This is a genomic window from Campylobacter sp. CFSAN093238, assembly GCF_012898015.1.
In the GTDB taxonomy this organism is placed as follows: domain Bacteria; phylum Campylobacterota; class Campylobacteria; order Campylobacterales; family Campylobacteraceae; genus Campylobacter_D; species Campylobacter_D jejuni.
The window spans coordinates 1,503,701-1,526,323 of sequence record NZ_CP040611.1 but is presented as its reverse complement, the minus strand read 5'-3'; the positions used below and the strand labels follow the sequence as shown (position 1 = coordinate 1,526,323).

22 protein-coding genes are annotated in these 22,623 nt (G+C 30.0%); 21 read left to right on the top strand and 1 reads right to left on the bottom strand.

The window, feature by feature from the left end; all coding sequences use genetic code 11:
• Window positions 1-117 precede the first annotated feature (117 nt).
• From ccoN to FBF21_RS07690, 21 genes are all read left to right on the top strand, one after another.
• Window positions 118-1,584, top strand: coding sequence for a cytochrome-c oxidase, cbb3-type subunit I (ccoN, locus tag FBF21_RS07790; RefSeq protein ID WP_002876038.1), 1,467 nt, complete (start codon window positions 118-120; stop codon window positions 1,582-1,584).
• Between the two features lie 12 nt (window positions 1,585-1,596).
• Window positions 1,597-2,262, top strand: a complete 666-nt coding sequence (gene ccoO, locus FBF21_RS07785; protein ID WP_002851187.1) for a cytochrome-c oxidase, cbb3-type subunit II — start codon at window positions 1,597-1,599, stop codon at window positions 2,260-2,262.
• A gap of 4 nt (window positions 2,263-2,266) precedes the next feature.
• Window positions 2,267-2,530 (top strand): cytochrome c oxidase, cbb3-type, CcoQ subunit, encoded by a 264-nt coding sequence (locus FBF21_RS07780; protein ID WP_002804842.1) that lies wholly within the window; start codon window positions 2,267-2,269, stop codon window positions 2,528-2,530.
• A complete protein-coding gene (locus tag FBF21_RS07775; RefSeq protein WP_002851306.1) occupies window positions 2,530-3,393 on the top strand; it encodes a cbb3-type cytochrome c oxidase N-terminal domain-containing protein in 864 nt (287 codons plus the stop codon). The genes FBF21_RS07780 and FBF21_RS07775 overlap by 1 nt, the downstream gene beginning before the upstream one ends.
• Complete coding sequence (locus tag FBF21_RS07770) at window positions 3,390-3,611, top strand: DUF4006 family protein (protein WP_002858873.1); 222 nt, start codon at window positions 3,390-3,392, stop codon at window positions 3,609-3,611. Before FBF21_RS07775 ends, FBF21_RS07770 begins: the two co-directional genes overlap by 4 nt.
• Window positions 3,608-3,709, top strand: coding sequence for a hypothetical protein (locus tag FBF21_RS07765; protein ID WP_002858872.1), 102 nt, complete (start codon window positions 3,608-3,610; stop codon window positions 3,707-3,709). Before FBF21_RS07770 ends, FBF21_RS07765 begins: the two co-directional genes overlap by 4 nt.
• On the top strand, window positions 3,706-4,308 hold the full coding sequence (locus FBF21_RS07760; RefSeq protein WP_002851454.1) for a hypothetical protein: 603 nt from the start codon (window positions 3,706-3,708) through the stop codon (window positions 4,306-4,308). Before FBF21_RS07765 ends, FBF21_RS07760 begins: the two co-directional genes overlap by 4 nt.
• The gene (locus FBF21_RS07755) at window positions 4,295-4,816 is read left to right on the top strand and encodes a FixH family protein (RefSeq protein ID WP_002851150.1); all 522 of its coding nucleotides are present in this window, start codon (window positions 4,295-4,297) and stop codon (window positions 4,814-4,816) included. The genes FBF21_RS07760 and FBF21_RS07755 overlap by 14 nt, the downstream gene beginning before the upstream one ends.
• Window positions 4,813-7,179, top strand: coding sequence for a PD-(D/E)XK nuclease family protein (locus FBF21_RS07750; RefSeq protein WP_002876040.1), 2,367 nt, complete (start codon window positions 4,813-4,815; stop codon window positions 7,177-7,179). Before FBF21_RS07755 ends, FBF21_RS07750 begins: the two co-directional genes overlap by 4 nt.
• Entirely contained in the window at window positions 7,176-9,941 is a 2,766-nt protein-coding gene (locus FBF21_RS07745; RefSeq protein ID WP_168985469.1) for a RecB-like helicase, read from the top strand. Before FBF21_RS07750 ends, FBF21_RS07745 begins: the two co-directional genes overlap by 4 nt.
• Window positions 9,942-10,024: 83 nt before the next feature.
• The gene (gene rplM, locus FBF21_RS07740) at window positions 10,025-10,450 is read left to right on the top strand and encodes a 50S ribosomal protein L13 (protein WP_002779321.1); all 426 of its coding nucleotides are present in this window, start codon (window positions 10,025-10,027) and stop codon (window positions 10,448-10,450) included.
• Between the two features lie 2 nt (window positions 10,451-10,452).
• The gene (gene rpsI / locus FBF21_RS07735; RefSeq protein WP_002858868.1) at window positions 10,453-10,842 is read left to right on the top strand and encodes a 30S ribosomal protein S9; all 390 of its coding nucleotides are present in this window, start codon (window positions 10,453-10,455) and stop codon (window positions 10,840-10,842) included.
• Between the two features lie 124 nt (window positions 10,843-10,966).
• Window positions 10,967-11,926, top strand: coding sequence for a fibronectin-binding outer membrane protein CadF (cadF, locus tag FBF21_RS07730; protein ID WP_002876042.1), 960 nt, complete (start codon window positions 10,967-10,969; stop codon window positions 11,924-11,926).
• Entirely contained in the window at window positions 11,926-12,567 is a 642-nt protein-coding gene (locus FBF21_RS07725) for an HAD family hydrolase (protein ID WP_002858866.1), read from the top strand. Before cadF ends, FBF21_RS07725 begins: the two co-directional genes overlap by 1 nt.
• A 91-nt stretch (window positions 12,568-12,658) precedes the next feature.
• Window positions 12,659-16,219 carry a pyruvate:ferredoxin (flavodoxin) oxidoreductase gene (nifJ, locus tag FBF21_RS07720; RefSeq protein ID WP_002851382.1) on the top strand — a complete coding sequence of 1,187 codons (3,561 nt, stop codon included), beginning with the start codon at window positions 12,659-12,661 and terminating at the stop codon, window positions 16,217-16,219.
• A 23-nt stretch (window positions 16,220-16,242) separates the two neighbouring features.
• Window positions 16,243-16,554, top strand: coding sequence for a hypothetical protein (locus FBF21_RS07715; RefSeq protein WP_002855438.1), 312 nt, complete (start codon window positions 16,243-16,245; stop codon window positions 16,552-16,554).
• Window positions 16,532-17,944, top strand: coding sequence for a pilus (MSHA type) biogenesis protein MshL (gene mshL, locus FBF21_RS07710; protein WP_002856543.1), 1,413 nt, complete (start codon window positions 16,532-16,534; stop codon window positions 17,942-17,944). Before FBF21_RS07715 ends, mshL begins: the two co-directional genes overlap by 23 nt.
• On the top strand, window positions 17,937-18,545 hold the full coding sequence (locus tag FBF21_RS07705; protein ID WP_002851464.1) for an ATP-binding protein: 609 nt from the start codon (window positions 17,937-17,939) through the stop codon (window positions 18,543-18,545). The genes mshL and FBF21_RS07705 overlap by 8 nt, the downstream gene beginning before the upstream one ends.
• Before the next feature lie 3 nt (window positions 18,546-18,548).
• Window positions 18,549-19,136, top strand: a complete 588-nt coding sequence (locus tag FBF21_RS07700) for a membrane protein (RefSeq protein WP_002851370.1) — start codon at window positions 18,549-18,551, stop codon at window positions 19,134-19,136.
• Window positions 19,126-20,685 carry a GspE/PulE family protein gene (locus tag FBF21_RS07695; RefSeq protein ID WP_168985468.1) on the top strand — a complete coding sequence of 520 codons (1,560 nt, stop codon included), beginning with the start codon at window positions 19,126-19,128 and terminating at the stop codon, window positions 20,683-20,685. Before FBF21_RS07700 ends, FBF21_RS07695 begins: the two co-directional genes overlap by 11 nt.
• Window positions 20,682-21,863: a type II secretion system F family protein gene (locus FBF21_RS07690; protein WP_002868229.1), complete on the top strand. Its 1,182-nt coding sequence runs from the start codon at window positions 20,682-20,684 to the stop codon at window positions 21,861-21,863. The genes FBF21_RS07695 and FBF21_RS07690 overlap by 4 nt, the downstream gene beginning before the upstream one ends.
• On the opposite strand, the gene FBF21_RS07685 is transcribed toward FBF21_RS07690, so the two are convergent.
• The gene (locus FBF21_RS07685; protein WP_002855821.1) at window positions 21,856-22,620 is read right to left on the bottom strand and encodes a TSUP family transporter; all 765 of its coding nucleotides are present in this window, start codon (window positions 22,618-22,620) and stop codon (window positions 21,856-21,858) included. The genes FBF21_RS07690 and FBF21_RS07685 overlap by 8 nt on opposite strands.
• Window positions 22,621-22,623 lie beyond the last annotated feature (3 nt).

Below are 22,623 nucleotides of genomic sequence, written 5' to 3'. Positions count from 1 at the left end.
TAGCCTTAAAATATAAAACATAACAAATGATTAACAAAATTATCATTTTTAAGAAAAAATGTATAATTAATATTCTATAATATTCTCTTGTTATCAAAAATTTTAAGGAGAAAGTCGATGCATCCAGGTAATGTATTAAATTACGACTATACGGTTGCAAGATATTTTATGTTTGCGACCATATTGTTTGGCATTGTTGGTATGGCTATAGGAACTCTTATAGCTTTTCAAATGGCATATCCTAATTTAAATTATTTAGCAGGAGAATATGCCACTTTTTCAAGACTTAGACCACTTCATACTTCAGGTGTGATTTTTGGTTTTATGCTTTCAGGGATTTGGGCAACTTGGTATTATATAGGTCAGCGTGTTCTTAAAGTGAGTATGGCTGAGTCAAGATTTTTAATGGCTGTTGGTAAGTTTCATTTTTGGCTTTATATGCTTACTATGGTTTTAGCTGTTATATCTTTGTTTATGGGTGTGACTACATCTAAAGAATATGCAGAGCTTGAGTGGCCTTTAGATATTCTTGTTGTTCTTGTTTGGGTTTTATGGGGTGTAAGTATTTTTGGACTTATTGGAATTCGCCGTGAAAAAACCCTTTATATTTCTCTATGGTATTATATAGCTACATTTTTAGGTATAGCTATGCTTTATCTTTTTAACAACATGGAAGTACCAACTTATTTTGTTACTGGAATGGGTAAATGGTGGCATAGTGTATCAATGTATGCAGGAACAAATGATGCTTTAGTACAATGGTGGTATGGACATAATGCTGTGGCATTTGTATTTACTGTGGGTATTATTGCTCAAATTTATTACTTCTTGCCAAAAGAAAGTGGTCAGCCGATTTTCTCTTATAAACTCTCTTTATTTGCATTTTGGGGCTTAATGTTTGTTTATCTTTGGGCAGGTGGTCACCATTTGATTTATTCAACTGTACCTGATTGGATGCAAACTATGGGTTCGGTTTTCTCTGTAGTATTGATTTTACCTTCTTGGGGTTCAGCGATTAATATCTTGCTTACTATGAAAGGTGAGTGGAGTCAGCTTCGCGAGAGTCCGTTGATTAAATTTATGATTTTGGCATCAACTTTCTATATGTTCTCAACACTTGAAGGGCCAATTCTTTCAATTAAATCTGTTAATGCTTTAGCACACTTTACAGATTGGATTCCAGGACATGTTCATGATGGAACATTAGGTTGGGTAGGATTTATGACTATGGCCGCGCTTTATCATATGACTCCTAGAGTTTTCAAAAGAGAGCTTTATAGCAAATCTTTAATGGAAGCTCAATTTTGGATCCAAACCACAGGTATAGTTCTTTATTTTGCTTCAATGTGGATTGCGGGTATTACTCAAGGTATGATGTGGAGAGCGACAGATGAGTATGGTAACTTGCTTTATAGCTTTATTGATACTGTTGTGGCTATTGTTCCTTATTATTGGATTAGAGCGATTGGTGGATTGTTGTATCTTATCGGTTTCTTTATGTTTACTTATAATATTTACAAAACAATTGCTTGTGGAAGAGTGCTTGATAAAGAACCAAAAAGCGCTTCGCCTATGGCAGCATAAAAAGGAGAGAAAATGTTTAGTTGGTTAGAAAAAAATCCATTCTTTTTTGCTGTAGCTGTTTTTGTAGTGATTGCTTATGCAGGCATAGTTGAAGTTTTACCAAATTTTGCAGAAAATGCAAGACCAATTGAAGGTAAAAAACCTTATACGGTTTTACAACTTGCAGGGCGTGCAGTATATATTAAAGATAGTTGTAATGCTTGTCATTCACAGCTTATTCGTCCATTTAAATCAGAAACAGATCGTTATGGTATGTATTCTGTAAGTGGTGAATTTGCTTATGATAGACCTTTTCTTTGGGGCTCAAAAAGAACAGGACCTGATCTTGCTCGTGTAGGAAATTATAGAACGGCTGATTGGCATGAAAATCATATGTGGGATCCTACTTCTGTTGTTCCAGATTCTATTATGCCTTCATATAAGCATATGTTTAAAAATAATGCAGATATTGAAACTGCTTATGCTGAGGCTTTAACTGTGAAAAAAGTTTTCAATGTTCCTTATGATGCAGAAAATGGAACAAAACTTGGTTCTTGGGAGGATGCACAAGCTGAAGTAAAAGCTGAAGCTCAGGCTATAGTTGATCAAATGAAAAATCAAGAAGTAAAAGATGCTTTTGCTAAAGGTGAAATCAAAGAAATAGTTGCTTTGATCGCTTATTTAAATAGTTTAAAGTAAGATGATGGAACATTTATCAATAGTTTTTGATGTGATTAAAAATTTAATCACATTTGATTTAGCAACAGTTCAAAAACATGAGTGGGAGATTTTCCAAGGTTATGGTTTTTTTGCACTCGTGATGTTTTTGTCAATAGTATTATATGCGTATTTGTATCATTTATATAGAACAGAAAAAAAAGGCGAGAGAAATTATGAAAATTATGCAAACCTTGCCTTAAAAGATGATATTGATGATAGTGTATTAGAAAGTAAAAGGAGTGCTTAATGCAATGGTTAAATTTAGAAGATAATGTTAATCTCTTATCTTTAATTGGAGCTATTCTTATCATTTTAATCACACTGGTTATTGTGGGTAGAATGTTTAAGCAAATGAAAGAAAAAAAAGGCGAGTCAGAGCTTAGTGAACATAGTTGGGATGGAATAGGAGAGTATAAAAATGCTGTTCCTACTGGTTGGGCTGTGGTATTTTTCCTGACTATTGTTTGGGCTATTTGGTATTTTCTATGGGGATATCCTTTAAATTCTTTTTCAAGTATAGGTCAATATAATGAAGAAGTAGCAACTCATAATACAAAATTTGAAGAAAAATTTAAAAATTTATCTCCTGAAGATAAAATAGCAATGGGTCAAAATATCTTTTTAGTTCAGTGTTCGGCTTGTCATGGAATTACAGGAGATGGTATCAATGGTAAAGCTCAAAATTTAAATATTTGGGGTAGTGAAGAAGGTATAATCAATGTAATTAAACATGGTTCAAAAGGTATGAATTTTCCAGGTGGAGAAATGCTTGGTGCTGCTGATTTAGGTGTAGCAGAAGAAGATATCCCTGCTATTGCTGCTTATGTAGCAAAAGATCTTTCAGCTATTAAGAAAACTGCAAATGAAAATTTAGTAGCAAAAGGTAAAGAAGCTTATGCAACTTGTGCAGCATGCCATGGAGAAGATGGAAAAGGTCAAGATGGAATGTTCCCAGATCTTACAAAATACGGTTCTGCAGCTTTTGTAGTAGATGTTTTACATAGTGGTAAGGCTGGTTTTATAGGAACAATGCCGAGTTTTCCAACACTTAATGATATTCAAAAAGAAGCTGTTGGCGAGTATGTAATTTCTCTTTCAAGGGGTGAATGATGGAAAATAATAATAGATGCGTGTTTTCTCTTTCAGGTGTTACAGGTATGTTAATTGCTACGGTTTTGTTGCTTGCTATCTTAGCAGTTTTAACTATTTGGGGTCTTAAAGCTCAGCAAGAAGTGATGCAAAAGCCATATAGTCTTAAAGATGTACAAAGTGTAAAGATGTTTGGTTCAAAAGAACAAGATCATAGAAGTATAAAGGAAGCACAATGAGTAAGGCTTTGGAATATTTAATTGTTATTGGTTTAGTTGTTGCTGCTGCAATCACCGCTTGGTCGGTTTTGACCGTAAATCATCTTCATATAGGATGAAAAAAATATTACAAGATGGCTTTTTTTTAGCTATCTTCTTCTTTGTTTTATTGCCTTCTAGGGTTTTTGCTCTTGATGCTGTGCTTTTTAATGAAAATATTTTAAGTCAAAAAGTAAGTAACGAGATTAATCTTATAGGAAAAGAGCTTTACCAAAAAAGTAATATTTTTATCGGCGTTATGGTTGGTGATAAAACTGAAATTGAAACTTTATTAAATAAACAAAAAGAACTTCCTCAATCTTATATATTGCTTCTTTTGTCAAAAAATTCTCACAAAGTTGATATAGTGGGCTCAAAAGGTGCTTTAGCTTTGATTGATAAAGAAGCTGTGCTTAGTCCTTATCCTGGAACAGGATCTATTTTGCCGATATTAGCTACAAATAAAGGTGATATTTATAATGCTGCTATACTTAATGGTTATGCAGATATTGTAGATCGTGTGGCAAAATCCTTGGGATTGCAATTAGAACATTCTATAGGTAATGCAAATCGTGATACTATCAATATTTTAAGAATACTTATCTATGGATTTATTTGCTTTGCATTGTTATACTATGCACAAAGAAGAATAAAGAGGAAAAAAAATGTTAGAAACTAAAAAAAGTTTTTGGCCTTATGGTATTTTGCTTTCACTTTTGGCTATAATTATTGCTTGTATTGTAACGATTTTTATAGCAAGTCACCATCCTGTGTATGAGGATGATTTTTATTTTGACTCTTATCAAAATGTTGAAAATAATTACAATCAAATACAAAAACAACAAGTAAATTTTGATAAATTTTTTAAAGTAAATTTTCAAAATGATAAAATCACTTTTATAGGTAAAAGAAAAATTCCTAGTTATGAAGTGGATCAAAATTCCTATGTTGCAAATTTTAAAATTTCTGCATTGCAAAATATAAATTCTAATGATTTAAAAGTTCAAGTTCTTCTTACAAGACCATTCACTAAAAATTTTGATCAAAAGTTAGAAGGACAAGTTAAAAATGGAATTTTAAGTATCGCTTTACCTAAATTAGATAAAGGTAGATGGGAGCTTAAGCTAAAGTTTTATGCAAATCAAGAAACAGTGGGTTTTTTTAGCTACGAATTAAATGCTCAATGAAATTAAGAATTTTTAGCTCTTCAAGGCAAATTAGAGAATATTATAATCAAAAAAAACAGCAAAATGCTTTATTAGATAGTGCTATTCATATAGGTGAATTTTTAGATAAAGTTTGTTTGAGCAATTTTCATAAAGCAAGTTCTTATGAAAGTTTGCTTTTAATGCAAGAAGCTTGTCTAAAAAGTAAGGATTTAGAAAAAAAACTAGGAATTTCGGTAGAATTTTTTGCTTTTTTGAAAAATAACGAATATCTTTTTTCTTTTTTTAAAGAACTGAGTTTGGAAAAAAAAAGCATAGAAGATCTTAAAAACAATGATTATTATGCCACCTATAATGAACATTTGGAAATTTTAGATGAGGTATATAAGAATTATCTTGCTTTGCTTGAAAAGAATTCTTTTTATGATGATCTTTCTTTACCTAAAAATTACACTCTTAATAAAGATTTTTTAGATGAGTATGAAGCTATAGTTTATGATTTGCAAGGTTTTTTAAGTAAATTTGAAGAAAATTTATTAAGTGAAATTTCTCAGATTAAAGAAGTGGTTTTAAGTTTTAAAACGAGTAAATTTAATCTTGAATATCTTTTAAAACTTGATTTTTTAAAAATATTTGATTTAAAAATAAACACTCATTATGAAATCAATCTTTCAAAACAAGAGATCTTAAAAGAAGAAATTTTTAAAACAAAAAATTCAAAAATGAAACTCAAATCTTTTGAATTAAGGGCTTTGCAATGTGCTTTTGTTATGGATGAAATTTCACATTTTGTACGCAAAGGTTTAAAGCCTGAAAATATTGCAGTTATAACTCCAGATGAAAGTTTTTGTGAGTTTTTAAGACTTTTTGATAAAGACAATATGCTTAACTTTGCAAGTGGAATTAGTATTAAAGAGAGTTTGTTTTATCAAAAATTTCAAGCACTTTATGAAAGTGCTAGTAGTGCTTCTTTTGTCTATAAAAATCAAGAGGATTATTTTGAAGACACGCAGATGATTTTTGATTATCACAATACGCTTTTACATTCTTTAAAACTTGATTTTATAGAGTTTAAAAAGTATTTTGATGAGAAATGTGATTTTGAATATTTTGAAAAATTACTTGCTTTGTTTTTAGAAAATGAAAAGCAAGAGCTTATTTATTTGATACGAAAAGAACTTTATTTTATTAAAGATTTATTGAAAAATCAGTCTTTAACTCTTAAAGAGTTGATCCATCTTTTTTTCATGCAAATTTCACAACTTTCCCTTAGTGATGTAGGTGGAGGTAAGGTTACGGTAATGGGACTTTTAGAAAGTCGTGGGCTTTGTTTTGATGGAGTGATTTTGGTTGATTTTAATGAAGAATTTATTCCTAAAAGAAGTGTTAATGAGCTTTTTTTAAACAATGAAGTGCGTAAAAAAGCAGGATTGATTAGCTATGATAGAAGAGAAAATTTACAAAGATTTTATTATGAAAGCTTGATGAAGAATGCTTTAGAAGTAAGTATTTGCTTTGTGGAAAATGAAGAAAAAAGCAAATCACGTTTTTTAGATGAACTTGATTTTGACTTTTTTTATGAAACTCATATCCACCAAAAAGCTTATCTTAATGCTTTAAAATTAGACTATGAAGGCATAAAACCTAATCTAACTCCTATAAAAGCTCCTATTTTAAAGCATAATCCTTTCGAGTTTCCGCTTTCTTTTAGTCGTTTTAATTTATTGGAAAATCAAAAAAGAACTTATTATTATCGTTATATTTTAAATTTAGCAGAACCTAGGGTTTTAAGCGAGGAAAGCAAAGCGAAAAATCAAGGAAATTTTATCCATAAAATGCTTGAAATTTATTATAAAAATTATGCAAATAATGATTTTGATATAAAAGTTTTTGCAAATTTATTGGATAAAGAATATCAAAAATACAATATCAGTGAACTTGATCTTGAAGTATTTAAATTAAAATTTATACAATTTGCTAAAAATGAAAAAGAGCATTTTTCAAAAGGCTTTTATGTCGCACATACAGAGCTTGAGTTAAACAATATTTTAAAGCTCGGAACAGATAGTATAAAACTTAAGGGTACTATAGATCGTATCGATAGTTCAAAAGAAGGTAATTTGATTATTGATTATAAAAGTGGAAAAGTGCCAAGTAATTCTTATCAACTTGCTTTTTACCAAGCTTTATATGATGAAAATGCAAGCGTGGGTTTTTATGATTTAAATAGTATGCAAATATTGCATCAAAAAGCCAAAAGTTTAGATGAGCTAAGAGAAAGACTTAAAGATTTAGTTCTTATGAGTAAGGAAGAAATAGAGTTTGAAAATGAACAAGATGAGTATTGTCCTTATAAACTCATTTATAAAAAGGAATTAAAATGAGTCAATTTGAGCCTTTTTTGGCATTAGAAGCGAGTGCAGGAAGCGGAAAAACCTTTGCCTTGAGTGTGCGTTTTGTAGCACTTATTTTAAAAGGAGCTAGGATTAATGAAATTTTAGCTTTAACTTTTACCAAAAAAGCTGCTAATGAAATGCAAAAAAGAATTATTGAGACTTTTTTAAATTTAGAAAAAGAAAATAAAACCAGTGAATGCAATGAACTTTGCAAGCTTTTAGGTAAAGATAAAGAAGAGCTTATTTCTTTAAGAGATGCTAAAAAAGAAGAATTTTTAAGAACAGAGTTAAAAATCAGTACTTTTGATGCTTTTTTCGGAAAAATTTTGCGTGTTTTTGCTTTAAATTTGGGCTTAAGTAGTGATTTTACAATGAGTGAAGAGAGGCTTGATGTAAGAGAGATTTTTTTAAAACTTCTTAAAAAAGATGAATTAAAAGATTTGGCTTATTATATTAATTTAGTTGATGAGAAAGAAAATTTTTTTAACGAGCTTGAAAAATTTTATGAGAATGCTTATTTTCAAAATCGTCCTAAAATTCTAAATCCAACTAAAGCTTATATCAATAAAGCTTATAGTGAGTTAAGAAGTTATTGTTTGGGTCTTACTCATGTAAAAAATTATAAAAATTTGTGTGACAATTTTAAAAGTGAAGTTTTAGATTTATCTGTATTTATGCAATCAAGTTTTATGACAAAATTTGAAAGTACAAAATATTTGCAAGATTTAGAAAGCACTAACTTGCATTTTAGTGCAAAAAGAATGGAGCTTATAAATGCTTTAAATACTTATGCTATAGAGCTTGAAAATTATAAAATTGCTAATTTAATGAATCTTTTAAATCATTATAGTGAAGCTAAAAATATATTTCATAAAGATAAAAATACCTTAAATTTCCAAGATGTGAGTAAAAAAGTTTATGAGCTAATAACTAGTGAATTTAAGGATATGATTTATTTTCGTTTAGATGGTTTTATTTCGCATTTGCTTATTGATGAATTTCAAGATACAAGCGTGATCCAATATCAAATTTTACGCCCTTTGATTACTGAGCTTGTTTCAGGAGAAGGAGTTAAAAAAAATCGCACTTTTTTTTATGTAGGAGATAAAAAACAAAGTATTTATCGCTTTCGTAAAGGAAAAAAAGAATTATTTGATTTGTTAAAACAAGAATTTAGTCAAATTAAAAGTGATAATTTAAATACTAATTATCGTTCTAAAGAGCTTTTGGTTGATTTTGTTAATGAAACTTTTAAAGAAAAAATCAAAGATTATAAAGAACAATTTGCCTTAGAAAGTAAAAAAGGCGGTTTTGTGCGTATTGTGGAGTCTAAGGAACAAAAGGTTAAAAACCAAGCCCAAAAAATTAAGGAAAAGACTTTAGAAACTTTATTTGAGCAAATTAATTTTTTAAGATCTAAAAATATTTCTTATGATGATATTTGTATTTTGTGTTGGAAAAATAGCAATGCAGATATGGTTTTGGATTTTTTAAGAGAGCAAAATATTCCTGCATTTACTCAAAGTAATGTTTTGCTTGAAAATAAAGCAAGTGTAAGACTTGTTTTAGAATATGCTAAATATTGTATTTTTGGTGATGAGTTTTACTTGGTATTTTTAAAGGAACTTTTAGGTTTTGAGCCGAGAAAAATTACCCTTGATTTTTCAAAAAATGCTATGGAAAATGTACTTTTTTTAATAAAAGAATTAAAACTTGATTTAAATGATATCGCTTTAATACAATTTATCGAATATGCTAAAACTAAGGAGAATTTTTTAAAGCTTTTATTTGAGCCTTGTGCTTTGAAAATAGTAAGCGAACAAAATATGGGAATTAGTATTATGAGTGTGCATAAATCTAAGGGTTTGGAATTTGATCATGTGATTTTACTTGATAGTTTATCTAAAAACAATTCAAACAATGAAGATATCATGCTTGAATATGATATCAATCAAGGTTGGCAACTCCATATTAAAGATAAAATTCGAGAGCTTACTAAAGAGCCTATTTATACTCTTTTTAAAGAAAATATTACAAGAGCAAATTATGAAGATGATATTAATAAACTTTATGTGGCTTTTACAAGAGCTAAGGAAAGTTTGATCATCATAAAAAGAAATGAAGAAAGTGTAAATGGAAATTATCCAAGTTATTTTAAGGGGGGATTTTTAAATATACATTCTCAAGAGAGAGGTTTTTTAGAAAGCAAAGAACAAATTTTAAGCGTTAAAAAAGAAAGCATTCAAACTTTGCAAAAATTTGAAAAAATTACCTTGCAAGAAATTCAAAGCGAAGAAAGGCTTGATAGTAAAGAACTATATTTTGGAAATGCTTTTCACTTTTTTATGCAAAATTTAAAACTTCCTAAGGGTGAAAATTTTCAAATACTTACTCAAAGATGCAAGAGTAAATTTAGACATTTTTTAGATGAGAGTGATTTTGAAAAGCTTTTTAAAAGAATTGAAATTTTACTTAAAAATATTCAATTTCAAAATTTGATTGGTGATGGAAAGCTTTTAAAAGAACAAGCTTTGAGTTTTAATGGAGAAATTAAACAATTAGACTTGCTTGCTTTAAAAGATGAAGAAGTTTTTATAATTGATTATAAAACAGGTCTTGCTATGCAAGATAAACATAAAGAGCAGGTAGGAACTTATAAGATCGCCATTAGTGAAATTTTGCAAAAAGATAAAGTGCGTGCTTTTATAGTTTATTGTTTGGAAAATGAAATTCAAATTTTGGAAATATAAACTTTATTTTTACTTAAATTAAGTAAAAATTAATATTATTTTTTATACAATCACATTTTAAATTTTTGGCAAAGGTAAAAATTATGACAAAGATAACAAAGCCAAACGAAGTAAAACGAGAATGGATTGTTTTAGACGCAGAAGGCAAACGCTTTGGTCGTCTTTTAACTGAAGTAGCAACAATTTTGAGAGGTAAAAACAAACCTTGCTTTACTCCAAATGTTGATTGTGGTGATTATGTAATTATCATTAATGCTTCAAAAGCTGTATTTACAGGTGCTAATAAAGCAGAAGATAAGCTTTATCATAGACATTCAGGATATTTTGGAAGTGTAAAAAGCGAAAAATTTGGTGATTTACTTGAAAAAAATCCTGCAAAATTATATAAATTAGCAGTTAGAGGTATGCTTCCTAAAACAAATTTGGGCAGAGCTATGCTTAAAAAATTAAAAATCTATGCGGGTAGTGAGCACCCACACACTGCACAAATTGCTAAAGAAGGAAAATAATCATGGCAACAACATACGCAACAGGTAAGAGAAAAACTGCTATCGCAAAGGTATGGGTAAAACCAGGTAGTGGTAAAATTAGTGTTAATGGTGTTGATTTAAACACTTGGCTTGGTGGACACGAGGCGATTAAGCTTAAAGTGGTTCAACCTTTACTTGTGACTAAACAAGAAACTTCAATGGATATTAAAGCAACCACTTTAGGCGGGGGCTATAGTGCTCAAGCTGAAGCTTTAAGACATGGAATTTCAAGAGCTTTAGCAGCTATGGATGATGATTTTAGAGCCTTATTAAAACCTAAAGGACTTCTTACTAGAGATAGTAGAACTGTTGAGCGTAAAAAATATGGACGCCGCAAAGCAAGAAGAAGCCCACAATTCTCTAAACGTTAATATTTTTGGTGGGATTTTCCCACCTTTCTACAATTTTTTATAAAACTCATCCTTTTTTCTATCATTTATGTTATAATTGCAAAATTTAAATTTTTATTTTATAACACAATGAAAGGTTTTTTCTATGAAAAAAATATTCTTATGTTTAGGTTTGGCAAGTGTTTTATTTGGTGCTGATAACAATGTAAAATTTGAAATCACTCCAACTTTAAACTATAATTACTTTGAAGGTAATTTAGATATGGATAATCGTTATGCACCAGGTGTTAGACTTGGTTATCATTTTGACGATTTTTGGCTTGATCAATTAGAATTTGGGTTAGAGCATTATTCTGATGTTAAATATACAAATACAAATAAAACTACAGATATTACAAGAACTTATTTGAGTGCTATTAAAGGTATTGATGTAGGTGAGAAATTTTATTTCTATGGTTTAGCAGGTGGAGGATATGAGGATTTTTCAAATGCTGCTTATGATAATAAAAGCGGTGGATTTGGACATTATGGCACGGGTGTAAAATTCTGTCTTAGTGATTCTTTGGCTTTAAGACTTGAAACTAGAGATCAAATTAATTTTAATCATGCAAACCATAATTGGGTTTCAACTTTAGGTATTAGTTTTGGTTTTGGTGGCAAAAAGGAAAAAGCTGTAGAAGAAGTTGCTGATACTCGTCCAGCTCCACAAGCAAAATGTCCTGTTGAACCAAGAGAAGGTGCTTTGTTAGATGAAAATGGTTGCGAAAAAACTATTTCTTTGGAAGGTCATTTTGGTTTTGATAAAACTACTATAAATCCAACTTTTCAAGAAAAAATCAAAGAAATTGCAAAAGTTTTAGATGAAAATGAAAGATATGATACTATTCTTGAAGGACATACAGATAATATTGGTTCAAGAGCTTATAATCAAAAGCTTTCTGAAAGACGTGCTAAAAGTGTTGCTAATGAACTTGAAAAATATGGTGTAGAAAAAAGTCGCATCAAAACAGTAGGTTATGGTCAAGATAATCCTCGCTCAAGCAATGACACTAAAGAAGGTAGAGCGGATAATAGAAGAGTGGATGCTAAATTTATTTTAAGATAATGAATAAAACTATTTTATTTGATTTAGATGGCACTTTAATTGATTCTACTGATGCTATTTTAAATTCTTTCCAAGGAGCTTTTAAAGCCCTTGGATTAACTTCTAAAAATAATGAAGAAATCAAAAATCTCATAGGTTATCCTTTAGAGCAAATGTTTAGAATGCTTTATCCAGATAAAGTAAATTTAAGTAAAGAATTTGTATTAACTTATCGTGAAATTTATACACAAATTTATTTAGAACAAACCACTCTTTTGCCTAAAGCAAAAGAGGCATTAGAACTTGGAAGCGAAATTGCAGATCTTGGTATAGTTACAACAAAAGGTGGTAAATTTACTCCGATTTTACTTGATTATTTGGGAGTTAAAAAATTCTTTAAAACTTTAATTACTCTTGAAGATGTCACAAATCCAAAGCCAAGTTCCGAACCTATAATTTTAGCCTTAAAAAGACTCAATAAAACTCAAGAAAATGCCTATATGATAGGCGATACAATACTAGATATTCAAGCTGCAATTTCTGCTAATATCACTCCTTTGGCCTTAACTTGTGGCTATGGTAATGAAAATGAATTAAAATCCCGTTCTATGGTATTTTTAAATGCATATGAGGCTGTTAATTATATAGCTAGATTAAACTAATTTCAAGTTTTCGTTAAACGCCTTTTAAGAGAATTTATAGTAAATTGATAGCTAAAAAATATAAAAATTATCAATATAAAGGAAGGTCTCAATGGGTAAAATTATGAAAACTATGGACGGAAATGAGGCTGCTGCATACGCTGCGTATGCTTTTACTGAAGTTGCTGGAATTTATCCTATTACACCTAGTTCTCCTATGGCTGATTATACCGATATGTGGGCGGCTGCAGGAAAAAAAAATCTTTTTGGAGTTCCTGTAAAAATCGTAGAAATGCAAAGTGAAGCAGGAGCTGCAGGTAGTGTGCATGGATCTTTACAAGCTGGGGCTTTGACTACAACTTATACGGCTTCTCAAGGATTACTCCTTAAAATTCCAAATATGTATAAAATAGCAGGTCAATTACTCCCCTGTGTAATCCATGTAGCAGCGCGTTCTTTGGCTGCTCAAGCTTTGTCTATCTTTGGTGATCATCAAGATATTTATGCAGCAAGACAAATTGGTTTTGCTATGCTTTGTTCGCATTCTGTGCAAGAAACCATGGACTTAGCTGGTGTAGCACATTTAGCTGCAATTAAGGGAAGAGTGCCATTTTTACATTTTTTTGATGGTTTTAGAACAAGCCATGAAATTCAAAAAGTTGAAGTAATGGATTATGCGCATTTTGATAGATTATTAGATAGAGAAGCTTTGCTTGAATTTAGAAATAATGCTTTAAATCCAGAAAATCCAAAAACACGTGGAACAGCACAAAATGATGATATTTATTTTCAAACTAGAGAAGTAAGCAATCGTTTTTACGATGCTTTACCTGATGTTGTTAATGAATATATGCAAGAAATTTCAAAAATTACAGGTAGAGAATACAAACCATTTACTTATTATGGCCACAAAGAGCCAGAGTGTGTGATTGTTGCTATGGGTTCTGTAACTCAAGCACTTGAAGAAGTGGTGGACTATCTTAATGCCAAGGGTGAAAAGGTAGGGATTTTAAAAGTTTATCTTTATCGCCCATTTAGTTTAAAATATTTCTTTGATGTTATGCCAAAATCAGTGAAAAAAATCGCGGTTTTAGATAGAACCAAAGAACCAGGAAGTCTCGGAGAACCACTTTATCTCGATGTAAAATCAGCTTTCTATGGAAGAGAAAATGCTCCTGTTATAGTGGGTGGAAGATACGGACTTTCTTCAAAGGATGTTGATCCTGCTCAAATGATAGCAGTATTTGAAAATCTTAAACTTGATAATCCAAAAGATGGCTTTACTGTAGGTATAATTGATGATGTAACTCATACTTCACTGAGTACTGGAGAGAAAATTTCACTTGGAGATGAAAGTACGATCGAATGTTTATTTTACGGACTTGGTGCTGATGGAACTGTGGGCGCAAATAAAAACTCGATTAAAATCATCGGAGATAAAACGGATTTTTACGCTCAAGCTTATTTTGCTTATGATTCTAAAAAATCAGGGGGTTATACAAGAAGCCATTTAAGATTTTCTAAAAAACCTATCCGTTCAACTTATCTTGTTTCAACTCCGCATTTTATCGCTTGTTCGGTAGCGGCTTATTTGGAAATTTATGATGTTTTAGCAGGAATTCGCAAAGGAGGAACTTTCCTTTTAAATAGTATTTGGAATGCTGAAGAAACCATAAGACAACTTCCAGATGCAGTAAAGAAAACTTTAGCTGAAAAAGAAGTAAATTTTTATATCATCAATGCAACTAAACTAGCTCGTGATATAGGTTTGGGAAATCGTACAAATACCATTATGCAATCAGCCTTTTTCAAACTTGCAAAAATCATTCCTTATGAAGACGCACAAAAATACATGAAAGAGCTTGCGTATAAATCTTATAGTAAAAAAGGCGATGCTATTGTAGAAATGAATTACAAGGCTATTGATGTGGGTGCTGATGGACTTGTAAAAGTTGAAGTGGATCCAAATTGGAAAAATTTAGAGCTTAAAGAAAAAGAACAAACCAATGCCTATAAAGGTACTGAATTTGTTGAAAAAATCGTAAAACCTATGAATGCGGCTAAGGGTGATGATTTACCTGTTTCAGCCTTTTTAGGTTATGAAGATGGAAGTTTTGAACACGGCACAACCGAATACGAAAAACGCGGTGTTGGGGTTATGGTACCAAGATGGATAGAGGCAAATTGTATCCAATGTAATCAATGTGCTTCAGTTTGTCCGCATGCTGTTATCAGGCCATTTTTGATCAATGATGAAGAAATGGCAAATGCACCTCGCGGTGTAAAAGATCATGCTTTAGAAGCTAAAGGAACCAAAGGAGAAAAATTAAGCTTTAAAATTCAAGTTTCTCCACTTGATTGCACAGGCTGTGAGCTTTGTGTTCATGAGTGTCCTACTAAAGAAAAATCTTTGGTTATGGTACCACTTCAAGAAGAGATGGATTTTGGTGAGCAAGAAAATGCGGATTATTTATTTAAAGAAATCACATACAAAGATGATATTTTAAATAAAGAAACTACAAAAGGAGCGCAATTTGCCCAACCTTTATTTGAATTCCATGGAGCTTGTCCTGGATGTGGAGAAACTCCTTATATTACTTTAATTACAAGATTGTTCGGTGAAAGAATGATTGTGGCTAATGCGACAGGTTGTAGTTCTATTTATGGGGGTTCAGCTCCATCAACTCCTTATAGAAAAAGTGTGAAAAATGGACACGGTCCTGCTTGGGGAAATTCACTTTTTGAAGACAATGCTGAGTTTGGTTTGGGTATGAAAATTGCAACTGAAAATACAAGACACCGCATTGAACATATCATGAATGAAAGTATGCAAGAAGTTCCAAATGCTTTATCAGCTCTTTTTAAAGATTGGATTGCAAATAAAGACAATGGTGCTATGTCTGTGGAAATTAAAGATAAAATGATCCCTATTTTAGAGCAAAATAAAAATATTAAAGCCGTACAAGATATATTAGAGCTTAAACAGTATTTAAGTAAAAAATCTCACTGGATTTTTGGTGGTGATGGTTGGGCTTATGATATAGGCTATGGCGGACTTGATCATGTTTTAGCAAGTGGAGAAAATGTAAATATTTTAGTGCTTGATACAGAAGTTTATTCTAATACAGGCGGTCAAAGTTCAAAATCTTCTAGAACAGGAGCTGTAGCACAGTTTGCAGCAGCAGGCAAACCTATACAGAAAAAAGATCTAGGTCAAATTGCTATGACTTATGGTTATATTTTTGTAGCACAAGTAAATTCAACGGCAAATTATACTCATCTTATCAAAGCTATCACTGCAGCTGAGGCCTATGATGGACCATCTTTGGTGATTTGTTATTCTCCTTGTATAGCTCATGGTATTAAAGGTGGGCTGGGTTACTCAGGAGAGCAAGGTGAGCTTGCTACAAAATGTGGTTATTGGCCACTTTATACCTTTGATCCTCGTTTAGAAGAGCAAGGAAAAAATCCTTTAACTCTAACAGGAAAAGAACCTGATTGGGATTTATATGAGCAATTTTTGATGAATGAAGTGCGTTATAATTCACTTAAAAAAGCAAATCCTGAACACGCTGCTGAGCTTTTTGAACGCAATAAAAAAGACGCTCAACGTCGCTATAGACAGCTTAAGCGTATCGCTATGGCTGATTATAGCAATGAGGTCGAAAGCTGATAAAATATATTTTTAGTGCTACATTGTGTTTTAGCACTTTGTTTGCACAAGATAATTTTGAAGAGTATTTTAAACTTATAGATAAAGAAAATCGTATAAATTTTAATACTCTTCAAAACCCATTTGTGAATCCTACTTTTGAAAAATTAAGACATATTAAAATTACTGCAATTATGCTTGATAAAGTAAAAATTTATGATCGATGGTATAAAAAAGGTGATATGATTGATGATGCTATAATATATGAAATAAATACTAAAGAGATTAAATTCCAATATGATAATTTAGAAATTGCAATCCAAATAAATAAAAATGATAAGATTAATATTAATTAACATTCTTTTTTGCCATTATCTTTATGCTTTAGATTGTCAAAAGCGTCTTTTTGATATCAGTATTAATGAAAAATTAAGCATACAAGAAAGTCTTGATGAGCTTGCAAAATATTGTTCTTTTAGTATTATTGTTAAAGATAAAATTGCCAAAGAAAAATTAGAAATATTGCAAAACTCTGTCAATATTCATCAAATGAGTTTAGACGAAATTTTTAATTTTTTTATCAAAGAGCATGATCTTAGCTATGATTTTGATGGTAAAATTTTAAGAATTTCAGGCATTAATACGAAGATTTTTAAGATAAGTTATATCACTTCTATCAGAGAAGGACAAAGCATAACTAAAGCGTCTGTAGACGCTAAACCAAGGCAAAGTGAATATAGCGGTAGTTTTGATGACGCAGAGGACAATATGATTAAAAGTATGGAAAAATTTGATTTTTGGCAAAATATAGAAAAAGAGATTATTGTATTATTAAAAAATTCTCATGAAGATTATGAGGCTAAAACTCCCATTATAAATCCCAATGCAGGTCTTATTATAGTAACTGGAACAAATTCTCAGTTAAAAAGTGTGAAAAATTATTTGCAAAAACTAGAAAATCGTCTTAAAAAACAAGTTATTATCGATGTTAGCATACTTGCTGTGAGTTTAAATGAAAACCATTCTAGTGGGATTAATTGGCAAAATTTTAATATAGGTTTAAATTCGCAAGTAAATAATGAAAATTCTTTTATTCAGTTTCAAAATGGGCAAGGTTTTGTTAAGAATTTGGGTTTAAGGGCGAATTTAAATTTTGATTCTATTATTAACTTTCTTTCTCAAAATGGAAAAACTAGCGTGCTTTCTAATCCAAAGCTTATGGCTTTAAATAACCAACAAGCCATTATTTCTGTAGGTGATACTATAAATTATCAAGTTAAAGAAAGTTCTAAAGGCACTGAAAATGGGACTACTGTTAGTGAAAGTTATAACAATTATTCTATTTTTGTAGGCATTTTACTCAATATCTTGCCTGAAATTTCTGATGATGGAAAAATAATGCTCAGGATTAATCCAAGCTTAAGTGATTTTAAGTATCCAGAAGATAATAAACGACAAAAAGAACCAAGAACTATTGCTCCTGATACCATACAAAAAAAGCTTTCTAGTGTTGTGCAAGTAGAGAATAATCAAACTTTAATTTTAGGTGGATTGATTTCTCACGATAAATCTAATGAGAAAAATTCTATCAATTTTCTATCAAAAATTCCAATCCTAGGTTCTTTGTTTAAAGGAGAAGTTTTAAATTCTAAAGCAACTGAAATTGTTTTTATTATCACTCCAAGTATAGTAGATAGTGTAAATGCTCCAAGTCTTAAAGATCTAGGATTTAAGCATTATGAGTAAAATTATTCCATTTAGAGAAGAAATTTTTCATCAAATCAATCAAATTTTAGAAAGCCAAAAAGCTTTTATTTTTTTATGGGGAAAAAGTGGTAGTGGTAAAAGTGTATTGTTGCAAAGATTGGCAAAAAAATATAATGTTGATTTTATTAATGAAAATTTTAAAGATCAGAGTTTCTTAAAAGAAAAAATTGAGTTTTTGATTTCACAAGGTCAGAGTTTAATCATTCTTGATGAAGTGGGAATGTATGATTACGCAATGCTAGAAAGCATCAGGATTTATAGTGATTCTATAAGTTTTGTTTTAAGTTCTCATAAAAAGTTAAATATACTTAAAAAAGAGCATTTTAAAAGTCGTTTAAGTGCTTGTTTTAAATTGAAAAATATTAGTCTTTTAGAACTTGATGATTATATTAAATTGAAATTCGGAATGAATTTTTCAAATAAATGTCTTAAGTTTTTACAAAAAATTTCTCAAGGAAATTTAAGATATATTGATAAAACTTTAAAAAGTTTTTATGAGATAAATAGTTTTTTTGATAAAAACAAAAGTCAAGAGTATATTTTAAAGCTTAGTGCTTTAGAGAATGGCTTATTAAGGTAAGATATGCAAGAAAGAATTAAAGAGCTTGAGCTTAGGTATAAATACTTTTTACTTAAAAAATATTTAAAATATTTATTATTAATTATTCTAATATCAGTAATAGCATTTTGTTTTTTTGTGCTAATGCAAAAATATAATAAGCAAAAAAATATTTATTTGCAAGCTATTGAACATAAAAAGCATTTGGAGCAAAAGATTCTTCAAGCGCAAATTTTACAAGAAAAAAATAAGATTTCTAGGGAAAAGTTATATAAAGAACTAGAAGAAGTTAAAGCGGTGCAGGAAAATACACATATTAGCAAGATAGAAATTGATTCTAAAATTTTAAATATTTCTGATTTAAAAAAATCTTTTTATCAAAATCCAAGCTATGAAAAGGCATTAAATTTAGCTAAGAAGTATTTTGATATTAAAGCTTATCAAAAGACAATATTTTGGGCTTTAAAAGCCAATGAACTTGACAAGCAAAAACAAGATTCTTGGCTGATTTTTGCTCAGGCTAAAAGAGCTTTAGGCGAAGAAAAAGAAGCTCAAAGTGCTTTAGATGCTTATATAAATTATTATGGTTTAATGGAATTAGATGGAAAGTAGAATGGATAAAATTTTTCAAGCTTATATTGATAATGAAATAAGTCTTGATGAAATTTGCACTAAATTTAATATCACTTCTTGGGATTTTTTTAAAAAATTAGCAAATTTTTGTAATTTGCATTTTGTTGATTTAGATGAAGATAATGATTTTATTTATGAAGGTATACCTTTTTCTTTACTTTTAAAATTTAAATTTCTGCTTATTAAAAACAATGACGGCTTTATGATTATTAGATCCAAACCTTGTTCTTTAGAGCTTTTAGAGCAAGTTAAGACTTTTATGATTTGTGAAAAAATCGACACTGCAATTGCCGATGAATTAAAGATAGCTAAAATTTTAAATCAAATTCGCATTCAAGAGGAGATTAAAAGATTAAGCATTAAGCTTAGACTTGAATGGCAAGAAAATCACAAAAGAGATGATCAAAGTTGCATCAGTCAAATTTTTGATTTTTTATTACATGAAATTTTATCTTTTCATACGAGTGATATTCATATAGAGGCAAGAAATGATGATGCTTTGATTAGGTTTAGGGTTGATGGAATTTTGCGTGAATTTGCTATTTTTGAGAAGGATATTTATGAAGCTTTGGTTTTTCATGTCAAATTTTTAGCTTGTTTGAATTTAGCTGAATCAAGAAAAACACAAGATGGAAGTTTTGAATTAGATTTTGAAAATGAAAGATATGATTTTCGTGTTTCATGTTTGCCTTTGATTTATGGCGAAAGTGTTGTTATAAGAATTTTAAAACATGATAAAGAAATTTTGGATTTGTATAAACTAAATCTTGGAAATAAAAATTTAGAAATTTTAAAAAAGATTTTACATCGTCCCAATGGAATGATTTTATTAACCGGTCCTACAGGTAGTGGTAAAAGCACAACTTTATACGCGTGTTTAAATGAGTTGAAAAGTATTGAAAAAAAGATTATTTCCGCAGAAGATCCTATAGAATATAAAATTCCTTTAGTGCAGCAAATTTTGCTCAATTCAAAAGTTGGAGTCGAGTTTAATAGTGTTTTAAGAGCAATTTTAAGGCAAGATCCTGATATTATCATGATAGGAGAAATTCGCGATGAAGAAAGTTTAGATATTGCACTTAAAGCTTCTTTAACAGGTCATTTGCTTTTAAGCACCTTGCATACTAATGATGCTTTTAGTACCATTGATAGGCTTTTGGATATGCAAGCAAAAAGTTACTTGATAGCATCGGCTTTGAGTCTTGTTATAGCACAGCGTTTGGTTAGAAAACTTTGTCCTTGGTGTAAGCAAAAAAGCAAAAAACATTATATTGAATTTGAAGGTGAATTTTTTGAACCAAAAGGATGTGAGCGTTGTCATCATAGTGGATTTTTTGGCAGAGAATTAATCGCTGAGTGCTTAGAGATCAATGAAGATTTATCTTGTGCAATTAGGGAAAATCAAGATAAAACGATTTTAATGGAGCTTGCAAAAAAATATGGCTTTCAAACTATGTTTGAACAAGGTTTAAAAAAAGCCAAAGAAGGTCTTACAAGTATAGATGAGCTTTTAAGGGTTGTAAGATGAAATTTTATGAAGTGGAATTTCTTAAAAACAATCAAAATTATACAAAAACTATAAAAGCTGAAAATTTAAATACAGCACAAGCAAAAGCCTTATCAAAGAATTGGAAAATCATTGATATAAAAGAAATTCAAAAATCTAATTTTCAGAGATTAAAAGATGAAAATTTTATACTCTTTTTTAAAGAGCTAGCTTTGTTGTGTGAAGTTGGATTAAGTGTTCAAGAAGCGATTAGAGAATTATATCTTATGCACTCTTGCAAGATTATGAAAAAAATATTAGACAATTTAATTTTAGCCCAAAATCTAAATCAAGCTTTTGAAAATGCTAATTTTGGATTAAATCGTGCGGAGTTAGCTTTGATTAAAACGGCTGAAAAGACAGGAAAAATCAGTGAAGTGTTTAGTCAAATTTCTAAACTTCGAGAAAAAAGCTTAGAGAGTCAAAAACAATTAAAAAAGGCTTTTAGATATCCTACTTTGGTTTTTTTAAGTATTATCGGAGCATTTTTGTTTTTAATGCTTTTTGTAGTGCCTAATTTTAAAGATTTATTTGAAAATTTAGGCGCGAGTTTGCCTTTTATCACGCATGTAATGTTAGAAATTTATAATTTTTTAGATGACTATGGAATTTTTTGCATATTTTTGTTTGTTATTTTTATTGTTATGCTTATTTTAGCTTATAAAAATTTTCATTCTTTTGCTTTTTCTTGCGATTTTTTATTTTTAAAAGTACCTTTGATTTCTCGTTTGATTATTTATAATCAAAATTATTATTTTTTTATGGTTTTTTCTTTGCTTTTAAAAAATGGAATTTCAATATCTAAAGCTTTTGATTTAGCTATTATAGGGCTTGAAAATAAATTTTTAATTTTTCAGTATAAAAAACTTTTTAGTTTTATAGATTCTGGTCTTGAGTTAAGTCAGGCTTTTAAAAAGATTGATATTTTTGATTCTTTGGTGTTTTCTATGCTTAGTGTTGCGATGAAAAGTGGAAGACTTGAAGTATTAAGTGAAGAAATTGCCAAATATTATCAACAAAAAAGCGAAAATTTGATGGATAGATTTTTGATTTTTTTAGAGCCTATGATGACTTTATTTGTAGCGCTTTTAGTTTTGTTTTTGGCTTTAGGTATATTTTTACCTATGTGGGAGCTTAGCTCAGGGGTCAATTTTAACTAAAATAATCCCAAGCTACTTTAATAATAGTAGCTCCTACAACGATTAAAAATAAAGTTTTTATAAACTTTCCATTAGTTTTTAACACAAGTTTTGAACCCAAATAAGCTCCTAAAACTTGTCCTACACCCATAAGCAAACCTACAGCCCATAAAAGTTCATATTGCCATAAAAATATAGCAAGAGCAATGATGTTGCTTGTGAAATTTAAAATTTTAGTATTAATGCTCGCTTTTCTCATATTAAAACCTAGTAGCATCACACAAGCAAAAATCCAAAATGAACCCGTTCCAGGCCCTAAAAATCCATCATAAAATCCTAAAGTTAAGCCACAAATTAAATGAAAAATTTTGATATTTTTTATTTTAGGTTCGCTTTCGTGTTTGCCTAAGTTGGGACGTAAGGCTGTATATAAGAAGGTAAGAGTTAAAAAGATTAAGATAATAAGCTTTAATTGCTCATCTTTTACAAAAAGAACACTATAACTTCCTATAGCTGCTCCTAAGGCTGTGAAAAAAACACCCCAAGCAAGATGAGGTAGAGTGGTGGATTTAAAATAAGTTAAAGTAGCCGTAAAAGAACCAAAGACGCTTTGGAGTTTGTTTGTTGCTAAGGATAAATGCGCAGGAATCCCACAGGCTATGAGTGCTGGTAGAGTAATAAGTCCTCCTCCACCTACAATAGAATCTATAAAACCAGCAAAAAGAGCTACAAAAAAAAGTATGAAATAATAAATCGTATTTAAGTGCTCAAAACCCATTCT

Excerpts from the sequence above, each read along its gene's own strand:
- FBF21_RS07745 (WP_168985469.1), top strand. The coding sequence starts at position 7,176 with ATGAGTCAATTTGAGCCTTTTTTGGCATTAGAAGCGAGTGCAGGAAGC.
- ccoO (WP_002851187.1), top strand. The coding sequence starts at position 1,597 with ATGTTTAGTTGGTTAGAAAAAAATCCATTCTTTTTTGCTGTAGCTGTT.
- FBF21_RS07750 (WP_002876040.1), top strand. The coding sequence starts at position 4,813 with ATGAAATTAAGAATTTTTAGCTCTTCAAGGCAAATTAGAGAATATTAT.
- FBF21_RS07725 (WP_002858866.1), top strand. The coding sequence starts at position 11,926 with ATGAATAAAACTATTTTATTTGATTTAGATGGCACTTTAATTGATTCT.
- rplM (WP_002779321.1), top strand. The coding sequence starts at position 10,025 with ATGACAAAGATAACAAAGCCAAACGAAGTAAAACGAGAATGGATTGTT.
- FBF21_RS07755 (WP_002851150.1), top strand. The coding sequence starts at position 4,295 with ATGTTAGAAACTAAAAAAAGTTTTTGGCCTTATGGTATTTTGCTTTCA.
- FBF21_RS07685 (WP_002855821.1), bottom strand. The coding sequence starts at position 22,620 with ATGGGTTTTGAGCACTTAAATACGATTTATTATTTCATACTTTTTTTT.
- rpsI (WP_002858868.1), top strand. The coding sequence starts at position 10,453 with ATGGCAACAACATACGCAACAGGTAAGAGAAAAACTGCTATCGCAAAG.
- FBF21_RS07780 (WP_002804842.1), top strand. The coding sequence starts at position 2,267 with ATGGAACATTTATCAATAGTTTTTGATGTGATTAAAAATTTAATCACA.
- FBF21_RS07705 (WP_002851464.1), top strand. The coding sequence starts at position 17,937 with ATGAGTAAAATTATTCCATTTAGAGAAGAAATTTTTCATCAAATCAAT.
- FBF21_RS07775 (WP_002851306.1), top strand. The coding sequence starts at position 2,530 with ATGCAATGGTTAAATTTAGAAGATAATGTTAATCTCTTATCTTTAATT.
- ccoN (WP_002876038.1), top strand. The coding sequence starts at position 118 with ATGCATCCAGGTAATGTATTAAATTACGACTATACGGTTGCAAGATAT.
- FBF21_RS07770 (WP_002858873.1), top strand. The coding sequence starts at position 3,390 with ATGATGGAAAATAATAATAGATGCGTGTTTTCTCTTTCAGGTGTTACA.
- mshL (WP_002856543.1), top strand. The coding sequence starts at position 16,532 with ATGATAAGATTAATATTAATTAACATTCTTTTTTGCCATTATCTTTAT.
- FBF21_RS07690 (WP_002868229.1), top strand. The coding sequence starts at position 20,682 with ATGAAATTTTATGAAGTGGAATTTCTTAAAAACAATCAAAATTATACA.
- nifJ (WP_002851382.1), top strand. The coding sequence starts at position 12,659 with ATGGGTAAAATTATGAAAACTATGGACGGAAATGAGGCTGCTGCATAC.
- FBF21_RS07700 (WP_002851370.1), top strand. The coding sequence starts at position 18,549 with ATGCAAGAAAGAATTAAAGAGCTTGAGCTTAGGTATAAATACTTTTTA.
- FBF21_RS07765 (WP_002858872.1), top strand. The coding sequence starts at position 3,608 with ATGAGTAAGGCTTTGGAATATTTAATTGTTATTGGTTTAGTTGTTGCT.
- FBF21_RS07695 (WP_168985468.1), top strand. The coding sequence starts at position 19,126 with ATGGAAAGTAGAATGGATAAAATTTTTCAAGCTTATATTGATAATGAA.
- cadF (WP_002876042.1), top strand. The coding sequence starts at position 10,967 with ATGAAAAAAATATTCTTATGTTTAGGTTTGGCAAGTGTTTTATTTGGT.
- FBF21_RS07760 (WP_002851454.1), top strand. The coding sequence starts at position 3,706 with ATGAAAAAAATATTACAAGATGGCTTTTTTTTAGCTATCTTCTTCTTT.